This is a genomic window from Bradyrhizobium sp. SZCCHNS2022 (assembly GCF_032377575.1).
GTDB lineage: Bacteria > Pseudomonadota > Alphaproteobacteria > Rhizobiales > Xanthobacteraceae > Bradyrhizobium > Bradyrhizobium aeschynomenes.
Genome location: NZ_JAUHHZ010000001.1, coordinates 5,407,706 through 5,428,019, shown reverse-complemented (window position 1 = coordinate 5,428,019; position 20,314 = coordinate 5,407,706). Strand labels below are relative to the sequence as shown.

Sequence of the window (20,314 nt, the reverse complement as noted above, 5' to 3'; positions counted from 1 at the left end):
GAAGCTTGCCCGATCAAAACCACCCGCCAAATTTCAGGGGCATATTCGCAGCAAAGTCAAGCTGAGCGCGGGTCGTCCGCCGTCATCCGAGCTTCATCCAGAGCCGCAGCAGGAAGGCGACGGTCGCGACCGCCGCGACGCCGGCCAACCATAGCGCGACGAACCAGGCGAGGCGCTTCGCGAGCGGCGCGGGCGGTTCAGACGGCATCAATGATAGCCGGCGTCGTGGCCGACCTTGCCGCGAAACACCCAATACGCCCAGCCGGTGTAGCCGAGAATCAGCGGCACAAGCACCAGCACGCCGGGCAGCATGATCAACTGGCTGCGCTCGGGTGCCGCCGCCTGCCAGATCGTGACGCTCTGCGGCACGATGTAGGGATACATGCTGATGCCGAGGCCGGCATAGGACAGGAAGAACAGCGCCAGCGCGAGGAAGAACGGCCAGCCATCGTGCTTCTGCGCGAGGTTCTTCATCAGCAGCACGGTGACGCCGACCACCGCGAGCGGCACCGGCGCGGTGAGGACGATCGCGGGCCAGCTGAACCAGCGCTGCGCATATTGGATGGTGAGCAGCGGCGTTGCCAGGCTCACGGCGGCGATGGCAAGCAGCATCAGGACCAGCAGAACCCAGCTGATGCGGTAGGCCTTGTCGCGCAGGTCGCCCTCGGTCTTCAGGATCAGCCAGGTCGCGCCGAGCAGCGCGTAGCCGACCACCAGCGAGATGCCGGTGAGGATGGAAAACGGCGTCAGCCAGTCCCACCAGCCGCCGGCATAGTGCCGGCCTTCGACGTGCACGCCCTGCAGGATGGCGCCGAGCGCGATGCCCTGCGCCAATGCTGCGACCCAGGAGCCGCCGGCAAAGGCGATGTCCCAGAGATTGCGTGTGGCACGGGTGCGCCAGCGGAATTCGAAGGCGACGCCGCGAAAGATCAGCCCGACCAGCATCGCGATCAGCGGCGCATACAGTGCCGGCAGCAGGATGGAATAAGCGAGCGGAAACGCCGCCATCAGCCCGCCGCCGCCGAGCACCAGCCAGGTCTCGTTGCCGTCCCACACCGGCGCGACGGTGTTGGTGATGACGTCGCGGTCCTGCTTGCCCGGAAACAGCGGGAAGAGAATGCCGAGCCCGAGATCGAAGCCGTCCATCACGACGTAGATGAACACGGCGAGCGCGATGATGAACGCCCAGAGCGTGGCGAGATCGACGGCGACGGTCATGATCCGGCTCCCTGCACGACGCCGGCGGCCGGCGTGACGCCCGCGGTGCGGATCGGCGGCTCACTGCTCGGGCCGGACTCTCCGGGATGCGGCGGCTCGGCCATCAGGCGCAGGATGTACAGCACACCGGCGGCGAAGATGATGAAATACACGATGATGAAGGCGAGCAGCGACGCACCGACCGCCGGCGCCGCCAGCGGCGACACGGAATCGGCGGTGCGCAGCAGCCCGTACACGGTGAACGGCTGGCGGCCGGTCTCGGTGGTGACCCAGCCGGCGATCACGGCGATGAAGCCGGCGGGACCCATCGCAATCGCGAAGCGATGCAGGCCGCGATTGATGTACAGCCGGCCGCGCCAGCGCTCCCAGAGGCTGAACAGGCCGAGCGCGAGCATCAGGAGGCCGAGGCCGACCATGATGCGGAACGACCAGAAGGTGATCGGCACCGGCGGCCAGTCCTTGCGGGGCACGGTGTCGAGCCCGGCCATCGGCGCGTCGATCTGGTGCTTGAGGATCAGCGAGCCGAATTTGGGAATGCCGAGCGCCCATTTCAGTTCGCCCTTCTCCTGGTCGGGCCAGCCGAACAGATACAGCGGCGCGCCATCCTTGTGGCTCTCGAAATGGCCCTCCATGGCCATGATCTTCACCGGCTGGTGTTCGAGGGTATTGAGGCCATGCTGATCGCCGACGAGGATCTGCAGCGGCGCCACCAGCGCGGCCATCCACATCGCCATCGAGAACATCACGCGTGGTCCCGGCAGATGCGGATTGCGCAGCAGATGCCAGGCGCCGACCGCGCCGACCACGAGCGAGGTGGTGAGATAGGCCGCCAGCACCATGTGCACGAGGCGGTAGGGGAAGGACGGGTTGAAGATCACGGCGAGCCAGTCGACCGAGACGAACTGGCCCTCGGCATTCACGGCATAGCCGGCGGGCGTCTGCATCCAGGAGTTGGCGGAGAGGATCCAGAACGCGGAAATCAAGGTGCCGATCGCGACCATCAGTGTGGCGAGGAAATGCAGCTTCGGTCCGACGCGCTTGAGGCCGAACAGCATGACGCCGAGGAAGCCGGCCTCGAGGAAGAACGCGGTCAGCACCTCATAGGCCATCAGGGGGCCGATCACCGGTCCGACCTTGTCGGAATAGACCGACCAGTTGGTGCCGAACTGATAGGACATCACGATGCCGGAGACGACGCCCATCGCAAACGCGATGGCAAAGATCTTGAGCCAGTAATTGAAGACGTTGAGATAGACGTCGCGCCCGGTCCACAGCCACAGCGCTTCGAGCACGGCGAGGTAGGAAGCGAGCCCGATCGAGAAGGCAGGGAAGATGATGTGGAATGTGACCGTGAAGGCGAATTGCGCGCGCGCCAGCTCCACCGCATCCAAACCGAACATTCGCACCGTCCGTCATTGCGGGGCTTGGGCCCCTCTCGCGCGGACCATTGCACCGGGATGAGGCGATATCAAATGGTCAAATCGCCCTATGGACTGCATTGCGGGTCCACAGACGACGAAGGCCCGGCGGGGGCATCCGCCGGGCCTTCGGAGCAACCTTGGAGGTGGAATTTGCTCGCTCGAGACCGAGATCAGCTGGGGGACTGACGCTCTGTCGATGGATAACGTTCTAGTGGCCGAAATTTTCCAGGTGATTTCGCCGAATGTTTCAATTGTTTCATTCGGCGATTTTCTCTGTGTCACGGGAACCCGCCGGGACGCCGGCCCCGACGAGGAAGAATGGCGATCAGGCCGCCAGGCTGTGAACGCCGGCGCCGCGCAGCAGTTCCGCGAGGTGCTTGCGGGCGTAGAACATGCGGGTCTTCACCGTCGACTGCGGGATGCCGATGATCTGGCCGACCTCCTCCACCGACTTCTCGTGGTAGTAGATCAGGGTGATGATCTCGCGATGGGCCGGCGACAGCTTGGCGACGCAGGCGCGCAGGATGGCGCTGGTGGTGGAGCGCTCGAGCGACGTCTCCGGCGTGTCGGAGTCATCGGCGATCTCGCGCACCTCGTCCTGGTCGATGTCCTCGAAGCGGCGCTGGCGCAGTGCGGTGAGGGCCTTGAAGCGGGCGATCGACAGCAGCCAGGTCGAGACCTGCGAACGGCCCTCGAACTGCTTGGCGGTGCGCCAGACGTCCAGGAACACCTGGCTGACGAGGTCCTCGGCGACGGTGGTGTCGCGGACGATGCGCAGGATGAAGCGATAGACCCGCACATTGTGACGCGCATACAGCGTGTGCATCGCGGTGCGATCGCCATCGGAAATGCTCTCCAGGAGCATGTCGTCCGTGGTCGCCTGGGCCGCGATGATGCCCTGGCTGGCTGCGGAATTGATGGCAACGACGTTCTGCATGACACTCTCCCGTTCCACCGCCCCCTTGCGGCGTTTCGACGGGATGGATTGTTAATGAGCGCCCGTTTCGGGACGTCTGCACGAAAACAGGAAAATGGTTTCGTGCGACTGCAGAATTGTTTCATCGCGCCGCACATCGCGAAACAGTCATGGCGGAATTGTGCCGTATTCCAAAATGCGGAACTGAATCAGGCACGAAAGCCGCTGCTGCGCTCGTGCGAAACACGCCGAAAAGCTGATTCAGGCCTTCTCGCCGGACGGCGAAAACAGGTAGCCGCCGCCGCGAATGGTGCGGATCACGGCCGGTTTCGTCGGGTCAGGCTCGATCTTGCGGCGGATGCGCATGATGCGCAGGTCCACGGCGCGGTCGAACGCTTCGGCATCCCTGGCATTGGCGAGCTCCAGCAGCCGCTCGCGCGACAGCACCCGCTTCGGGTTGGCGGCGAAGACTTTCAGAAGGCCGAATTCGGAGGCCGTCAGCGGGTGCTCGTTGCCTTCATCGTCCCGCAGCGCCTGGGCATCGAGGTCGAGCCATTTCGTGCCGAACCGGACCAGCTGGGGGTCCGGAGCCTTGGCGGGAGCTGGCTCCGGGGCGGCCGCAACGGCAGCCTTGGCCGGCACGCTGCGGCGCAGCACGGAGCGGATCCGGGCCATCAATTCGCGCAGCTCGCAGGGCTTGGCGACATAATCGTCGGCACCGAGCTCCAGCCCGACCACCCGGTCGATGGGACTGGCGGTGGCGGTGAGCATGATGACGGGGATGTTGGTGCGGCCCTTGAGGTCACGGATGATCGACAGGCCATCCTCTTCGGGCATGTTGAGGTCGAGCACGACGAGATCGGCAGGGCCGGTCTCGATGGCGCTGCGCAGGCTCTTGCCGCCGTCACACAAGGTCACCGTGAAGCCGTGCATCTTGAGGTAATCCCCCACCATTTCGCGGGCGGGGGCCTCATCGTCGACGATGATGATGTGCTGGCTCTGACTCATGACAACTCGGCCGCAGGCAGTGTGATGGTGAAGGTTGACCCCGATCCCGGCCCATCGCTCTTGGCCGTCACCTCGCCACCATGCATGTCGACGATGCGTTTGACAATCGACAGGCCGAGCCCGGTCGAGCTCTCGCCGGCGGTCGGCTTGGCCGACAGCCGCTGGAACCGGCCGAACAGCCGGCCGAGGTCCTCCGGGGACAGCCCGGCGCCCTGGTCGGTGATGCCGATGATCGTGTTGTCACCGTCGCCGGCGACCTTCACGCTGATGCGGCCGCCGATCGGACTGTATTTGATGGCGTTGCTCAGGAGATTGTCGATCGCCTCGCGGATGCGGTCGATGTCGCACATGGTGGAGAGCTGCGGCGGCGCCGACACGGCGATGACCTGCTGCTTGTTCAGCGCCAGCGGCTGGTTGGCCTCCACGACCTCATGGATCAGCGCGGCGACGTCGACCGGCTCTCGGCGGATGGTGATGTCGAAGGCGTCGGCCATCGCATCGGAGATCAGATGGTCGACCATCGAGGTCAGCCGCTTGGCGGCGTCGCGGATGTGGCCGATCTGGCTGGTGATGCCCTCAGCGGAAGCCCCGGTCGCGATCAGCTCGGTCAGCATTTCGGTGCGGCCGAGGATCACCCCGAGCGGGTTCTTGAGATCGTGGGCGACGGTGCCCAGAATCTCGTTCTTGAAGCCGTTCGCGCGCTGCAGCCGCAGCCATTGCGCCGACAGCCGCCTGTTGGCCTGCATCAGCGCGCGGGTGCGCTGGGCGACGCGGTCCTCGAGCTGGGTGTTGGCCTCGTGCAGCTGCTGATAGAGGATCACATTGTCGAAGGCGATCGACAGCCGGCTCGAGAAGATCTCCACCAGCGAGCGGTCGGTCTCGGACAGCGGCCGCTCGGCCTGCAGCAGCACCACGACCTCGCGGCCGGAGCCGGTCCGCAGATACAGCACCGTCTTGTGGTCGGCGAATTCGTTCGTGCGCTGCCGGAAGGCGGCCTCGACCATGTCGCGCAGATCCGGATCGAGCGATCGCGAGGTGACGGCGCCGGAGAAGCGGCTGTAGCAGCCGGAGCCGGCCAGCACCGAGAAATCCTCGGTCTGGCTGCCGTCGTCGCGCAGCACCAGGATCCCTGCGCAATCGACGTTGAGCAGGGAGGCGATCTGGGTCAGCACGCCCTCGGCGAGCCGCTGCATCGACTTGAAGTCATACAGCGTCGAGGCCGCGTCGATGATGATCTCGAGGCCGCGCCGGGTCTGCACCATGCGCTCGAGCTGCTGATAGCTGCGCAGCGCCGCGGTCAGCGAGGTGAACAGCTTGTCGGCGGTGAGCTCGGTCTTGGCCTTGTAGTCGTTGATGTCGTACTGGACGATGACGCGCCGCTCCGGCGCCTGGCCGGGCTGTCCGGTGCGCAGGATGATGCGGACGGTCTCGTTCTTGATCTCGTTGCGGATGTATTCGACGAGCTCGAGGCCGGCGACGTCGGTCTCCATGATGACGTCGAGCAGCACCGCGGCGATGTCGCCATGCTCGCGCATCAGAGTGCGGCCCTCGGCGGCCGAATAGGCCGAGAGGATTTCCAGCCCCTGTCCGTTCAGGCTGTAGTCCGACAACGCAAAGCGCGTACCCTCGTGCACGGCATGGTCATCGTCGATGACGGCGATCTTCCATTTCCGGGCCGGTTGGGCGTCCTCGTCGAAGCCGGTATCGTCGATCAGGTGGAGGACATCGTCCTGTTCGGCCATTGCGTCGTTCCGTCACCTATTGCTGTCTCGGCGCCGCCCTTGGCGACCCGGGGCATGATAATCCGAAAAGTCGTGCCTTGTCCCTCGCGGGATTCCAGCATCATGCGGCCGCCGAGCTGCTGCGTCACGAGATTGTAGACGATATGCAGCCCCAATCCCGTCCCGCCCTCGTTGCGGCGCGTCGTGAAGAACGGATCGAAGGCCTGGCGCTGCACGTCGGGGGTCATGCCGGCACCGTTATCGGCGAAAATGATCTCGATGTCATCCGCGCCGCGCGGCCGCGCGGTGATCGAGATCGTCCCCGCGCGGCCGTCGGCAAAGGCATGGTTGACGGCGTTGAGGAACAGGTTGGTGAGGATCTGGCCGTAGAACCCGGGATAGCCATCGATGAAGAGGCCCTCCGGGACGTCGACGGAGAGCGTGATCGGCGCGCGCTTGAGGACCGGCTTCAGGCTGGTGATGATCTGGTCGGTCGCCTCGCTCAGCACGAAGGTCCGCCGCTCCGCATGCGAGCGGTCGACGGCGACCTGCTTGAACGACTGGATCAGCTCGCCGGCGCGCTGCAGATTGGCGACCAGCTGCTCGGACGCATCGCGCGAGGAACGCACGAACTCCTCGAGCTGCGACCGGCGCAGGCCGCCTTCGGGCGAGCGCAGGGCCGCCTCGAACATCTCGACGCGGCGCGCGAAGCTCGACGCCACCGTCAGGCTGATGCCGATCGGATTGTTGACCTCATGCGCGACGCCGGCGACGAGCCCGCCCAGCGCAGCCAGCCGCTCTGCATCGATCAAATTGCGCTGCGCGGCATTGAGCTCGAGCAGCGCGCTCTCGGCCTTCTCCTTGGAGGTCCGCAGCTCGTCCTCGGTCTCACGCTTGGCGATCGCATTCTCGCGGAAGATCTCGACGGCGCGCGCCATCGCGCCGACTTCGTCGCGGGCGTCGGTGCCCTGGACCTTGCGATCGTAGTCGCCCAGCGTGATCGCGCGCATCGACGCCATGATCTGCTGCAGAGGAAGGCGGATGGAGAGCGCGATCAGGACGCCGGCGGACAGGATGATGCCGAGGAAGACCACCGCGATCGACAGCACGCGGCGGGAGATGTCGCGCAGCGTCTTGTCGAATGTCGCCTGCGCCTTCTGCTCGTGCTGGCGCATCTTCACCGAGAGGCCGTCGATGGCGGCGATGGTCTCGGCCTGGCTCGCATCGATGGTGTTGCGCAGGAGCTCGGTGCGATTGCTCAGTTGGTCGGTCAGCTTGGAAAACCCGGCGCGCAGCGCCGCGGTCCGCGCCGACAGCCGCTGCAGAGCGAGGCGCTGCAGGTCATTGTCGGCAAGGCCCGACATGACGGGAATGGTCTTCTCGATCGTCTCGATGTTGCGGCGGGCATCATCGGCGGAAGCGGGGGCGAGCGACAGATAATAGGAGTTCGCGGCCACCAGCATCGCGGTGAACGCCTCGCGCGACTTGCCGAGCGAGGGCCAGATCTGTGCGTCGCGGTGGCCGGTCGCGCCTTCGATCACCGAATAAAGTCCGGCGATGTCGCGGGCGGGACCGAGCACCTCGTCCTCATAGGTCTTGGAGATCGTGGCCTGCAGGCCGCGCAGCTCGCCGAAGCCGTCCAGGAAGCGAACCGTGACCCGCTCCAGCTCCTCGACAGATCCCGACAGCATCGGGTCCGTCGAAGCACGGGTCGTCAGCGTGCCCAGCACGGCTTCGCGCAGCAGCAGGATTTCGGCGAACAGCTCCGGGCTCGGCTGATTGATGTAGCGATGGATGAGGTTCTGCAGCCGGCTGGTCTCGCTTTCCAGCAGCGCCAGCACCTTGTCGGACTCGCGCACCTGGCGGACGTCGTCCCAGGCGGTTCCCAACACCTGCGCGCCGTTCCAGATCAGCGCCGCGAGCACGATCACGACCGCCGAGTTGAGGGCCGCGATGGACAGGATGCGCCAGCGGATCGGCACCGCCCTGAGCACGCGCACGATCCGCGCACGGCCGAGCACCGCCAGGCTGAGCGGTCGCTCGACGGATCCCCGCTGCTTGAAGCGTGCCACGATCGCTACCTCGGGCTTGCCGGGAACCGGCTTGCGCGGGATCCGTCTTGCGCAGCGAGGCTCTCCTGTTGCGACGCAACCGGCCTCGTCCCAGGCCGCGCGGCAAGGCATGGGAACTCCGAAAGCGGCAGGCAGCGTCGCGCGCCCGCCACAGCCTGCGTCAGCACCGGCGAGGCGTCCACTCTCGAGATCAACGAAAGGCGGGCGCGGTACACAGGCAACACTTTCCCCTTGATGATGAGGTCGGCCTGAAAACGAAAAGGTTCAATGTCGGTCCTTGGCAGGTGCTATAAGGCCATTCTGACGCCAAAGCGCTACGCGTCAATGGTTTGCCTGAAACTTGTTGCAGCCGTCGGTTGCCGAACTTTAAACTTGGTCCGATTGCGATTTTCAGTTCACGCGCGTTCATTCATCGAATTTGGAGCTGGCCTCCGGTGACGGTCTTCTTTCGCTCTGTTTCCATTGCAATTCTTTTCTGCACGGCGTTCTGCGCCGCCACGGCCCATGCCGCCACCGAGATCGTGTGGTGGCACGCGATGTCGGGAGAGCTCGGCCGGCAGGTCGACAGGTTGGCGGACGGCTTCAATGTCTCCCAGTCCGAATATCGGATCGTGCCGAGCTACAAGGGGAGCTACACCGAAACGGTGACGGCCGCGATCTTCGCGTTCCGCTCGCGCACGCAGCCTGCCATCGTGCAGGTCAACGAGATCGCGACCGCCACCATGACGGCGGCCAAGGGCGCGATCTATCCCGTGTTCGATCTGATGCGCGACGAGCAGGAGAGCTTCTCGCCATCGGCCTATCTGCCGGCTGTCGCCGGCTACTACTCCGATGCCGACGGTAACATGCTGTCCTTCCCGTTCAATGCATCGACACCGATTCTCTACTACAACAAGGATCAGTTTCGTGCAGCCGGTCTCGATCCTGCGGTGCCGCCAAGAACATGGACCGAGCTCGGACAAGCCGCCAAGCGGCTGCGTCAGCACGGCATGGCCTGCGGCTTCACGACCTCCTGGCCGGCCTGGATCAACATCGAGAATTTTTCTGCTTTCCACAATCTGCCGATCGCGACGCGAGCCAATGGCTTTGCCGGCCTCGACGCCGTCCTGACCTTCAACAATCCGCAGGTCAGCCGTCACATCGCGCAGCTCGCCGAATGGCAGAAGAGCAAGGTCTTCGACTATGCCGGACGTGGTCAGGCTGCGGAGCCGCGCTTCCAGAAAGGCGAGTGCGGTATCTTCATCGGCTCTTCCGCCACCCGCGCCGACATCAAGGCCAATTCGAAGTTCGAGGTCGGCTACGGCATGATGCCGTACTGGCCCGACATTGCGGGCGCGCCGCAGAATTCGATCATCGGCGGTGCGACCTTGTGGGTGCTGCGCGATCGTCCCGGCGCCGAGTACAAGGGCGTCGCCAAATTCTTCGCCTATCTGTCGCGCCCTGACATCCAGGCGGCCTGGCACCAGAACACGGGTTATCTGCCGATCACGCGGGCCGCGTTCGATCTGACGCGCGCACAGGGCTTCTACGACCGTAATCCCGGGACGGCGATCTCCATCGAGCAGGTGACGCTGCATCCGCCGACAGAAAATTCCAGAGGGCTGCGGCTCGGCTCCTTCGTGCTGATCCGCGATGCGATCGAGGACGAGATGGAGCAGGCCTTCGGCGGCCGCAAGCCGGCGCAGGCCGCGCTCGATGCGGCCGTTGAGCGCGGCAACCGGCTGCTGCGGCAATTCGAGCGCGCCAGTCCGGATCGCTGATGACGGCGTTGCCACGGGTGACCGATGCGGCCGAGCTCAGGCGCCTGCGTGCCGATGGAGGGCAGTGGCCGCCGGCCGCGAGGGACATCGTCAACGGCCATGGGTATGGCGGCGCGCGCCTCGTGCCCTTTACGGCAGGCACCAATCTCGTCGCAGCACTCGGCGGCGATGCAATTCTGAAGATCTTCCCATCCATCCATCGCAGGCAATTCCTGTCGGAGCGAGCCACGCTGCGGGTGGTGTTCAAGCGCCTTGCCGCCGTTGCGACGCCCGAACTGCTGCATGAGGGAGAGCGCGACGGCTGGTCCTACCTGATCATGACGCGGCTCCACGGCATCGCCGCTGCAGAGGTCTGGCCGCAGCTGGCAGAGGCCGACAAGCAAAATTTGCTTCGGCAACTCGGTCGCCTGATCGCAGACGTGCAGCGTATCCCGCCCGGCGAACTGCTTGCGCTCGAACCGCGCTGGCCGGATGTCCTGCAGGCGCAAATGGCCGGATGCCGTGCGCGCCACACGCGGCTGGGCTTGCCGGAACGGCTTCTCGACGGACTTGATGTTCTGCTGCAGCAGGCGGCCGCCCTGTTGCCGCGAGATCCGCCGTCAGTCATTCTGACCGGCGAATACATCCCGGAGAATTTCCTCATCGCGCGCGACGGTGACGGCTGGCGCGTGAGCGGCCTGTTCGATTTCGGCGATGTCTTCACCGGGTTCGGTGAATACGACCTGCTCGGGCCGAGCGCGTTCATGGCGGCCGGACATGCGGGACGCGTGCGTGCGTTGTTCGAGGGCTATGGCCTCACGCCGGCGGACCTCACCTGGACGCTGAAGCGCCGGCTGCTCGCTTTGATGCTGCTGCATCAGGCCAGCGATCCCGTCCGGCACATCTGCATACCGGACTGGCCGGCCAAGGTCCAAAGCTTCGATGAGCTGCAGGAACTGGTCTGGCCGGGCTGACACGCACGGCTCAGCCTTTGGTCTGTATCAGTTTCGCCGCGCGCGCGAGCACATCGGCGACCGCGGCCAGCCCCGAACCCCCTCCGGCGCCGCCGCCCCAGCCGGCGACATAGCCGCCGCCCAGCGCGCGGACCTTCGCGAGCGCCCCTGAAATCAGCGCCCGGCACTGCGTGACGGCGGACAAGGCCTGCGCCTTGGTCGTGGCGGCCCGCAGCTTCGCTGCCGCATTGCTGAGCGCCCGGCGCGTCTCCGGGACGCCCGGCGCCGTGATGTCGCTGCTCAGCCTGTCCAGGACATTGGCGATGCAATCATACAGCGCCTTGCCCGTATTGGCGGAGCAGGCCGCAAGACCTCCATTCGCTGACACCGCTGCCGCGGCCATGCCGGCATCCGCGCGCGCGGGCGTGCCGGCGAGGAGGCTGAACCCCAGCAAGGCCAGGATCGGCGTCAAGAGACGCACGGCGGACATTCGTCGCTGAGCGGGCATTTTCATTTCTCCGTTGTGTCAGCCCTTGCTCTGGATCAACTGGATCGCGCGTGACAGCACGCTGGAGATGGAGGTCAGGCCGGTGTCGCCCCATCCCGGGACGTAGCGACCGCCGGCCGCGCGCACCTGTTTGAGCGCTCCCGAGATCACCGACTGGCAGCGCGCGATCGCCGAGATCGCCTGGGACTTGGATGTGGCGGCGCGCAATCCGGCCGCCGCGGTCTGCAACGCACGCTGCGTCTCCGGGACATTGGCGGCGCCGATGCTGGAGGCCATGCGGTCGAGCACATCGGCGACGCAATTGTAGAGGTCCTTGCCCTGCTTGCTGCTGCAGATGCCGAGCCCGCCGACGGCGGTGGTGGCTGCCGCGTTCAGAATGGCTGCCGCCATCGCCGGTCTTGTCGGCAGCGATCCGAGCAGTGTGATCAGCGCCAGCGCCGCCACCAGCTGCCAATGTCGAGAACCCCGCGCGAGCGGCGCGCTGCGAACGCCAACATTCCTCATATCGTCCCCCTCGTCGTCCTCACGGAGCCGCTGACGGCGTGATCGCGTTGCCCACCAGGAATTCGCACGGCACCGTTGTCATCTTCGGATCTCCCTTGAGCGCAAACAGCTTCTCCCACTGTGATTTGCGGCACACAACGCCGCCTGGTGCGTCCTCGACGATGACGACGGCATAGAGCCGGTCGCGCTTCTCGAACGCCTTGAGGCTGGTGTCGTCGGGAAAGGTCTGCAGCAGTGTCAGGATGCCGTGGCCGCTGTCACTGTCGGCGGCGATCCCGGCAATGCCGCTGATCATGCGCGGCTTGCCGTTCTCGATCGATGCGCTGACGAACACGCCCTCGGCGACGGTGCTGCGCAGGATCTTCTGCCTGATGAAATCGGGACCCAGTTCGGGGCTCGCCCGCAGTCTGTTCTTCAACGTGGGGGAGAAGAACAATTTGTCCGTGCCGCCGCGAAAGACGATCGTGGTCCCCTCCGGCCCACCCGCCAGCAGGTTCTGGAATTCGCGGCCGCTCAGTACCTCGGCAGCGGCCGAGGCGCTCCACAGACAGCAGCTCATCAGCAATATGAATGAAAATCGCGGCATCAGGGCGCTGCGGAATGGAAAGGCAAAGCGGACCATAGACGCTGTCTGACGTCAATTCGATGATGGTGGCCGGCTGCCGGCGCTTCGATATACTACGGACATGCGAACAACATTTTTCCGGCACTCGGTCTGGCCTCTGGTGTCTCTGACGCTGTTGCTCGTCTTTCAAGGTCTGGCGGCCGGCCTTGCTGCCGAAGCCCCGCGGAAGACGGTGCCGGCCTCGGCACCGCGCGTCGCGCTCGTCATCGGCAATGCCGCGTATGCCCGGCTGAGGCCGCTGGAAAATCCCAGCAAGGACGCCGACCTGATCGCGGACAGGCTGCGCAAGCTCGGCTTCGAGGTGACGCTGAAGGCCAACCGCGAGCTCAAAGCCATGAGCGAGGATGTCGAGGCGTTCGTGCAGGCGATCAAGCAGCGCGGGCCCGACGCCGTGTCGGTGCTCTACTATGCCGGTCACGGCCTGGAGAGCGACGGGATCAACTATCTCGTGCCGGTCGACGCGGAGATCAAGCGCAAGGCCGACATCGCCGGCCATGCCGTCAGCGTCAAGCGCATCGCCGACCGGCTGTCGTCGGCCGGTAACCGGGTGAACATTCTGATCCTCGATGCGTGCCGGGACAATCCGTTTCCGGAAGGCGCCGCGACGGCCAATGCTCTGCTCGGGCTGGCGCCGATGGGCGCGGTCTACGGCGCCTTCATCGCGTCGGCCACGGGCTCCGGCAAAGCGGCTTTCGACGGTGACAATGGTCACAGCCCCTACACGCTCGCGCTCGCGCAGGCGATCGGCGCGCCGGGCGAGAAGCTCGAAGACGTCTTCAAGAGCGTCCGACGCCAGGTTCGTCTGGCGACTGCCGAGCAGCAGATCCCCTGGGAGTCGACCTCGATCGAGGCGGACTTCTACTTCGTCCAGCCGGCACCGCCGCCGAGCCCTTCAGCTCAACTGCTTGCGGCAGCGATCGAAACCGACAACCTCGCTCTGTTCGAGTTGCTCGTCGACCGCTTTCCGGGCAGCGAGGAGGCCGCACGAGCGCGCAGCGTTCTGCAGCAGCGCAGGGCAGCGTCCGCCGATCGCGCGCCCGCCAATGTCTCGACCGCGGCCGAGGTGCTGACGAGGGCCCGCAAGGTCCGCACCCCCGATGCGTTCGATCTCGTGGCGTCGCTATTCCCGGACTCGCCCGAGGCAGCCGAGGCGCGCGCCGCAGCGTCGCGGCTCCGTGAGGCGGCGGTGCTCGACAGCGCCGGACCGACCTTTGAAGGGCGCGAGCTGATTTCCCGGCTTCAGGACGAGTTGGCTCGGCTCGCCTGCTTCGGCGGACAGCCCAGCGGGATGTTCGATGCGCCGACGGTCGGCGGCCTCCGGCGTGCCTCGCAGCTCACCGATGAGCACTATCTTTGGTACCGCCCGACAATGGCCGCGCTGCGGGCGCTGAAGAAGATCGACGCCAGGGACGGCTGTTCGCGCCAGAAGGTCGCGGCGAGTCCGCGCTGCCTGCGCATCAACAACGAGGACTTTTGCCAATAGGGCGCGGTGATCGATCATCAGCGGGAAGTCTGCACATATTCTGGTCAATTTTGATCGCCTGTATGCAACGAGGCGCTGGCCACGTTGGACCTGTTTTTAAAATCGTCGCGTCTTCAATCGGTTGGCCGTCCGGTCGACTTGGCACGAAGCTTGCGATCCCGTTCCCCGCCGGTCGTATTCTGGTGGGAGCATTTGATGAAGCGTCGTGATTTTCTGAAGTCCGTTTCCGGCCTGGCTGCTGGGGCTGCGCTGCCGATGGCGCCGGCAGTCATGTCTTCCGCCAAAGCGGACGCGCGGTCCGAGACGCTGCTGATCGTGTCCGAGGGCGGTCCTAACAACCTCGACATTCACGGCATCGGCACCAACGTGCCGGGCTATGAAGTCTCCTGGAATTGCTACGACCGGCTGATCAGCCACGAGATGAAGAGCGGCCCGGGCGGCGTGCCCTACTACGACCGCGACAAGTTCAAGCCCGAGCTTGCCGAGGACATGACCATCGGCGACATGTCCGCCACCTTCAAGCTGCGCAAGAACGCCAAATTCCACGACGGCACGCCGGTCACGGCCAAGGATGTGAAGTGGTCGCTCGACCGCGCCGTCAGCGTCGGCGGCTTTCCGACCTTCCAGATGAGCGCGGGCTCGCTGACCAAGCCCGAGCAGTTCGTCATCGTCGACGACCACACTGTGAGGGTCGACTTCCTGAAGAAGGACCGGCTGACGATCCCCGATCTCGCGGTCATCGTGCCCTGCGTGGTCAATTCCGAGCTGGTGAAGAAGAACGCCACCGAAAAGGACCCGTGGGGCCTCGAATACACCAAGCAGCAGACCGCGGGCTCCGGCGCCTACAAGGTGACGAAGTGGACCGCCGGCACCGAAGTCATCATGGAGCGCAATGACGACTGGGTGTGCGGTCCGCTGCCCAAGATCAAGCGCGTGATCTGGCGCATGGTGCCGCAGGCCGGCAACCGCCGGGCGCTGCTCGAGCGCGGCGACGCCGACATCTCCTATGAGCTGCCGAACAAGGACTTCCAGGAGATGAAGTCGAACGGCAAGCACACCGTGATCTCGCTGCCGATTTCGAACGGCATCCAGTACATCGGCATGAACGTCACCAAGCCGCCGTTCGACAATCCCAAGGTGCGCCAGGCGCTCGCCTATGCGATGCCGTATCAGAAGATCATCGACGCCGTGATGTTCGGCCTCGCCAATCCGATGTTCGGTGCGCCGGCCGACAAGCCGACCGAGGTGGCCTGGCCGCAGCCGACGAAGTACGCGACCGACATGGAGAAGGCGAAGGCGCTGCTGGCCGAGGCCGGCTACGCCCAGGGCTTCGAGACCACAATCTCGTTCGATCTCAACTTCGCGCAGGTCAACGAGCCGCTCTGCGTGCTGGTGCAGGAGAGCCTGGCGCAACTCGGCATCAAGACGACGATCAACAAGGTGCCCGGCGCCAACTGGCGCACCGAGCTGAACAAGAAGGAGATGCCGCTCTTCACCAACATCTTCTCGGGCTGGCTCGATTACCCCGAGTACTTCTTCTACTGGTGCTATCACGGCAACAATTCCGTGTTCAACACGATGAGCTACAAGTCGCCGGAGATGGACAAGCTCATCAACGGCGCCCGCGACGCCGCCGCGACCGGCGACAAGGCGACGTACGATGCCGACGTGAAGGGCTTCGTCGATCTCGCTTTCGCCGAGGTGCCGCGCATCCCGTTGTATCAGCCGTTCGTCAACGTCGCGATGCAGAAGAACATCTCCGGCTATCAGTACTGGTTCCACCGCCGGCTGGATTATCGCGCGCTGGTGAAGGGGTGAGGATCGTGATTGGGGCGAGTGAGGCGGCCCGATCTCTCTCATTCCCTCCCCCCTTGTGGGGGAGGGGCAGGGAGGGGGGTAGCCACGGGCACCGCCTTCTCGACTCACCCCCCTCCCCAGCCCTCCCCCACAAGGGGGGAGGGAGCGCACTGCGCCGTGGGGCGACGTCGAGCGCAGATATGGGGAATGTTTGCCCATGCTGAGCCTGATCGCCAAGCGCCTTGCCTTCGCCATCCCCTCGCTGATCGGCGTGGTGATCGTCACTTTCCTGCTCACCCGCGCGCTGCCGGGTGATCCCGCCGCCTACTTCGCCGGTCCCGCCGCGACCAAGGAAGCGGTCGAGCAGATCCGCAAGAAGCTCGGCTTCGACAAGCCGCTGGTCGAACAGTTTTTCCGCTACACCGTCGATCTCGCCCATGGCGATCTCGGCAGCTCGCTGACGACGGGACAGCCGGTCGCCACCGAGATCCGCAACCGCCTGCCCGCATCGGCGGAGCTCACGCTGCTCGGTTTGTTGGTATCCGTCGCGATCGCGCTGCCGCTCGGCGTGCTCGCCGCGACGCGGCCGGGATCGTGGATCGATCACACCTGCCGCGTTGTCACCACGGCCGGCGTCTCGCTGCCGGTGTTCTTCACCGGCCTGGTGCTGGTCTATGTGTTCTACTTCCGTCTCGGCTGGTCGCCGGCGCCGCTCGGCCGGCTCGACGTGTTCTACAGCGCGCCGAACAATGTGACCGGCTTCTACCTGATCGACACGCTGATCGCCCGTGACGGCGAGGCGTTCCGCTCGGCGCTGAGCCAGCTGATCCTGCCCGCCGCGACGCTCGCGATCTTCTCGCTGGCGCCGATCGCGCGCATGACGCGCGCCTCGATGCTGGCGATCCTGTCGTCGGAGTTCGTGCGCACCGCGCGCGCCTCGGGCCTGTCGCCCTCGACCGTCACCGTCACCTATGCGTTCCGCAACGCGATGCTGCCGGTGATCACCACGCTGTCGATGGTGTTCTCCTTCCTGCTCGGCGCCAACGTGCTGGTGGAGAAGGTCTTCGCCTGGCCGGGCATCGGCTCCTACGCAGTCGAGGCGCTGATCGCTTCCGACTTCGCGCCGGTGCAAGGCTTCGTGCTGACGATGGCGGTCATGTACGTGATCCTCAACCTCGTCATCGACATTCTGTATGGCGTCATCGATCCCCGTGTGAGGCTGGAAGGATGAGCACTGTCGCGCCGACCCTGGAACCTGCCGTCTCCACCCGCACATCCGGACTCGTCGCCCTGATCGGGCATGCGCGCTATGTGCTCGCCGAGAACAAGGTCACCGGCTTTGCCTTCGGGCTGCTGGTGATCATCCTGTTCGCGGCGATCTTCGGACCCTGGATCGTGCCGTATGATCCGCTCGCCAGCGACACCGCCTCCGCGCTGAAGCCGCCATCGGCGGCGCACTGGTTCGGCACCGATCAGCTCGGCCGCGACATCTTCAGCCGCGTCGTGGTCGCGACCCGGCTCGACACCTTCATCGCGGTCGCCTCCGTCGCGCTGGTGTTCTTCATGGGCGGCCTCGCCGGCGTCGCCGCCGGCTTCTTCGGCGGCTGGACCGACCGCGTCGTCGGCCGCATCGCCGATACGATCATGGCGTTTCCGCTGTTCGTGCTGGCCATGGGTATCGTCGCCGCGCTCGGCAACACCGTGCAGAACATCATCATCGCGACCGCGATCGTGAACTTCCCGCTCTACGCCCGCGTCGCGCGCGCGGAAGCCAATGTCCGCCGTAACGCAGGCTTCGTGCAGGCCGCACGTCTGTCGGGCAACAGCGAGATGCGCATCCTGCTCGGCCACATCCTGCCCAACATCATGCCGATCATGATCGTGCAGATGTCGCTGACCATGGGTTACGCCATCCTCAACGCCGCCGGCCTGTCCTTCATCGGCCTTGGCGTGCGGCCGCCGACGGCGGAATGGGGCATCATGGTCGCCGAGGGCGCCTCCTTCATGGTCTCGGGCGAATGGTGGATCGCGCTGTTTCCCGGCCTTGCGCTGATGATCGCCGTGTTCTGCTTCAACCTGCTCGGGGACGGCCTGCGCGACATCGTCGATCCCCAGCGCAGGACGTGAGGCGATGAGTGTGTGTTGCTTGACTGGATCTTCCTTAACCTCTCCCCGCTTGCGGGGAGAGGTCGGATTGCATCGAAGATGCAATCCGGGTGAGGGGGTACAGGTCTCACCAATTAGTACTACCCGCGCGGCTGCCCCTCACCCCAACCCTCTCCCCGTAAGAACGGGGAGAGGGAGCGCACCGCACACGTGGAGCCCCTCATGACCGCCCAGCCGCTGCTCGACGTCCGCGATCTCACCGTCGAATTCTCCACCCGCCGCGGCATCGTCAAGGCGGTGCAGCATGTCGACATCTCCGTCGCCAAGGGCGAGACACTGGCGATCGTCGGCGAATCCGGCTCGGGCAAGTCGGTGACGTCCTACGCGGTCATGCGCATCCTCGACCGCGCCGGGCGAATCGCCGAGGGCTCGGTGATGTTCTCCGGCGTCGACGTCAAGGCGGCCGACGAGAGTGCGATGCGCGACCTGCGCGGGCGCGAGATCTCGATGATCTTCCAGAACCCGCGCGCCGCGCTCAACCCGATCCGGAAAGTGGGTCAGCAGATCGAGGACGTGCTGAAGCAGCACGCGCAGGCGGCCGCAAGCGACCGCGCCGAAAAGGCGATCGCCGCGCTCGAGCAGGTCAAGATCGCCCGTCCGCGCGAGCGCTATCACGCCTATCCGTTCGAATTGTCCGGTGGCATGTGCCAGCGCGTGGTCATCGCGCTGGCGCTGGCCTGCAATCCGCAGCTCCTGATCGCGGACGAGCCGACGACGGGCCTGGACGTCACCACGCAGAAGGCGGTGATGGATCTCGTCGTCGAGCTCACCAGGAGCCGGGGCATGTCGACGATCCTGATCACGCACGATCTGGGTCTGGCCGCCGCCTATTGCGACCGCGTCGTGGTGATGGAGAAGGGCCGGGTGGTCGAGACGGCCAAGGCTGCGGACATCTTCGCCAACCCGCAGCATCCCTACACGCGCAAGCTGATGCGCGCGACGCCGCGGCTGGGTGTGTCGCTGCGGGAGCTGTTGCCGGAGGATGAGGCATCGCTCCAAACACCGGCCGTCATCGCCGGGCTTGACCCGGCGATCCATCCCGCTTCGGAAGACTCGCTCGAGGTGATGGACCCCCGGGGCAAGCCCGGGGGTGACGAGCGGAGTGAGGAGGGCGAGCGGAGCGTGAGCAGCGCCAAGCCGCTCCTGCTCGTCGACAAGCTGGTCAAGGAATATCCCCGCCAGGGCGCCTCGGCGACGCTGTCAAAGCTGTTCGGCCGCAAGCCGGCGATCGAGCCGGAGGTGTTCCGCGCCGTCGACGGCATCAGCTTCACGGTCGGTCATGGCGAGAGCGTCGGCCTTGTCGGCGAATCCGGCTGCGGCAAATCGACCACGTCGATGATGGTGATGCGGCTGCTCGACCAGACCTCTGGCCGCATCAGCTTCGACGGCGAGGAGATCGGCAACATCCTGCCGCAGACCTTTGCCCGTCTGCCGCTGCGCAGCCGCATCCAAATGGTGTTCCAGGATCCGACCGACAGCCTCAATCCGCGCTTCACCGCGGCGCGCGCCATCGCCGATCCCATCCTGCAACTCGGTGACATCAAGGGACGCGACGCGCTTCGTACGCGCTGCGAGGAGCTCGCGACCATGGTCGGCCTGCCGCTCAATTTGCTCGACCGCTTTCCGCACCAATTGTCCGGCGGGCAGAAGGCCCGCGTCGGCATCGCCCGTGCGATTGCACTGCACCCGAAGCTGGTGATTCTCGACGAGCCGACGGCGGCGCTCGATGTCTCCGTGCAGGCCGTCGTGCTCAATCTGCTGCAGGATCTCAAGCAGAAATTGGGCATGAGCTATCTGTTCGTCTCCCATGATTTGAATGTGGTGCGGCTGTTGTGCGATCGTGTGATCGTGATGCGGTCGGGTCGAATCGTCGAGCAGGGCAGCGCCGAACGTGTGCTAGGCGATCCGCAGGACGCCTACACGCGTGAGCTACTGACGGCGATTCCTCACCCGCCGTTGCCGGCACATTGAGAGGAGAGACGGCATGGCCGAACCTTTGGACAAGGCTTGGGACGACTACATCGACGCGGTCGGGCGCGCCCTGGGGCTCTCGATCGAGGACGCGTGGCGTCCGGCAATCCGGGCCAATCTCGAGGTCTCGCTGAAGATGGCGAAGCTGGTCGACGAGTTTTCCCTGCCAGACGAAGCTGAGCCTGCCAGTGTCTTCACCGCTTGATCCCGAC

18 protein-coding genes are annotated in these 20,314 nt (G+C 65.4%); 8 read left to right on the top strand and 10 right to left on the bottom strand.

The window, feature by feature from the left end; genetic code table 11:
* Nucleotides 1-82: 82 nt before the first annotated feature.
* The 7 genes from QXZ94_RS24260 to QXZ94_RS24230 form a co-directional block, all read right to left on the bottom strand.
* Nucleotides 83-208 (bottom strand): DUF2474 family protein, encoded by a 126-nt coding sequence (locus tag QXZ94_RS24260; protein ID WP_315722577.1) that lies wholly within the window; start codon nt 206-208, stop codon nt 83-85.
* The gene (gene cydB, locus QXZ94_RS24255) at nt 208-1,218 is read right to left on the bottom strand and encodes a cytochrome d ubiquinol oxidase subunit II (protein ID WP_315722575.1); all 1,011 of its coding nucleotides are present in this window, start codon (nt 1,216-1,218) and stop codon (nt 208-210) included. Before cydB ends, QXZ94_RS24260 begins: the two co-directional genes overlap by 1 nt.
* Nucleotides 1,215-2,618, bottom strand: coding sequence for a cytochrome ubiquinol oxidase subunit I (locus QXZ94_RS24250; protein ID WP_315722573.1), 1,404 nt, complete (start codon nt 2,616-2,618; stop codon nt 1,215-1,217). The genes cydB and QXZ94_RS24250 overlap by 4 nt, the downstream gene beginning before the upstream one ends.
* 346 nt (nt 2,619-2,964) lie before the next feature.
* The gene (locus QXZ94_RS24245; protein ID WP_315722571.1) at nt 2,965-3,576 is read right to left on the bottom strand and encodes a sigma-70 family RNA polymerase sigma factor; all 612 of its coding nucleotides are present in this window, start codon (nt 3,574-3,576) and stop codon (nt 2,965-2,967) included.
* A 240-nt stretch (nt 3,577-3,816) separates the two neighbouring features.
* Nucleotides 3,817-4,563, bottom strand: a complete 747-nt coding sequence (locus tag QXZ94_RS24240; RefSeq protein WP_315722569.1) for a response regulator — start codon at nt 4,561-4,563, stop codon at nt 3,817-3,819.
* Nucleotides 4,560-6,305, bottom strand: a complete 1,746-nt coding sequence (locus tag QXZ94_RS24235; protein ID WP_315722567.1) for a DUF3369 domain-containing protein — start codon at nt 6,303-6,305, stop codon at nt 4,560-4,562. The genes QXZ94_RS24240 and QXZ94_RS24235 overlap by 4 nt, the downstream gene beginning before the upstream one ends.
* Complete coding sequence (locus QXZ94_RS24230) at nt 6,275-8,209, bottom strand: ATP-binding protein (RefSeq protein WP_409998808.1); 1,935 nt, start codon at nt 8,207-8,209, stop codon at nt 6,275-6,277. Before QXZ94_RS24230 ends, QXZ94_RS24235 begins: the two co-directional genes overlap by 31 nt.
* A gap of 581 nt (nt 8,210-8,790) precedes the next feature.
* Between QXZ94_RS24230 and ugpB the strand changes: the two genes are divergently transcribed.
* Together ugpB and QXZ94_RS24220 are read left to right on the top strand one after the other, a co-directional pair.
* Nucleotides 8,791-10,116, top strand: a complete 1,326-nt coding sequence (gene ugpB, locus QXZ94_RS24225) for a sn-glycerol-3-phosphate ABC transporter substrate-binding protein UgpB (RefSeq protein WP_315722565.1) — start codon at nt 8,791-8,793, stop codon at nt 10,114-10,116.
* A complete protein-coding gene (locus QXZ94_RS24220; protein WP_315722563.1) occupies nt 10,116-11,069 on the top strand; it encodes a phosphotransferase family protein in 954 nt (317 codons plus the stop codon). Before ugpB ends, QXZ94_RS24220 begins: the two co-directional genes overlap by 1 nt.
* A 10-nt stretch (nt 11,070-11,079) precedes the next feature.
* On the opposite strand, the gene QXZ94_RS24215 is transcribed toward QXZ94_RS24220, so the two are convergent.
* The 3 genes from QXZ94_RS24215 to QXZ94_RS24205 are packed head-to-tail and all read right to left on the bottom strand — an operon-like array spanning nt 11,080 to nt 12,646.
* On the bottom strand, nt 11,080-11,520 hold the full coding sequence (locus tag QXZ94_RS24215) for a hypothetical protein (protein ID WP_315722561.1): 441 nt from the start codon (nt 11,518-11,520) through the stop codon (nt 11,080-11,082).
* A 54-nt stretch (nt 11,521-11,574) separates the two neighbouring features.
* On the bottom strand, nt 11,575-12,060 hold the full coding sequence (locus QXZ94_RS24210) for a hypothetical protein (RefSeq protein ID WP_315722559.1): 486 nt from the start codon (nt 12,058-12,060) through the stop codon (nt 11,575-11,577).
* A 19-nt stretch (nt 12,061-12,079) separates the two neighbouring features.
* Nucleotides 12,080-12,646, bottom strand: a complete 567-nt coding sequence (locus QXZ94_RS24205; RefSeq protein WP_315722558.1) for a hypothetical protein — start codon at nt 12,644-12,646, stop codon at nt 12,080-12,082.
* Between the two features lie 100 nt (nt 12,647-12,746).
* On the opposite strand from QXZ94_RS24205, the gene QXZ94_RS24200 reads away from it, so the two are divergent.
* The 6 genes from QXZ94_RS24200 to QXZ94_RS24175 all read left to right on the top strand — a co-directional run bounded on the left by QXZ94_RS24200 (nt 12,747) and on the right by QXZ94_RS24175 (nt 20,307).
* The gene (locus QXZ94_RS24200; protein ID WP_315722556.1) at nt 12,747-14,168 is read left to right on the top strand and encodes a caspase family protein; all 1,422 of its coding nucleotides are present in this window, start codon (nt 12,747-12,749) and stop codon (nt 14,166-14,168) included.
* Between the two features lie 195 nt (nt 14,169-14,363).
* The gene (locus QXZ94_RS24195) at nt 14,364-15,986 is read left to right on the top strand and encodes an ABC transporter substrate-binding protein (RefSeq protein ID WP_315722554.1); all 1,623 of its coding nucleotides are present in this window, start codon (nt 14,364-14,366) and stop codon (nt 15,984-15,986) included.
* A 196-nt stretch (nt 15,987-16,182) separates the two neighbouring features.
* The gene (locus QXZ94_RS24190) at nt 16,183-17,196 is read left to right on the top strand and encodes an ABC transporter permease (protein ID WP_315722552.1); all 1,014 of its coding nucleotides are present in this window, start codon (nt 16,183-16,185) and stop codon (nt 17,194-17,196) included.
* Nucleotides 17,193-18,092 carry an ABC transporter permease gene (locus tag QXZ94_RS24185; protein WP_315722550.1) on the top strand — a complete coding sequence of 300 codons (900 nt, stop codon included), beginning with the start codon at nt 17,193-17,195 and terminating at the stop codon, nt 18,090-18,092. Before QXZ94_RS24190 ends, QXZ94_RS24185 begins: the two co-directional genes overlap by 4 nt.
* Before the next feature lie 201 nt (nt 18,093-18,293).
* Nucleotides 18,294-20,102, top strand: a complete 1,809-nt coding sequence (locus tag QXZ94_RS24180) for an ABC transporter ATP-binding protein (protein WP_315722548.1) — start codon at nt 18,294-18,296, stop codon at nt 20,100-20,102.
* Nucleotides 20,103-20,115: 13 nt separating this feature from the next.
* Nucleotides 20,116-20,307 (top strand): DUF4089 domain-containing protein, encoded by a 192-nt coding sequence (locus tag QXZ94_RS24175; protein WP_315722546.1) that lies wholly within the window; start codon nt 20,116-20,118, stop codon nt 20,305-20,307.
* Nucleotides 20,308-20,314: the final 7 nt, after the last annotated feature.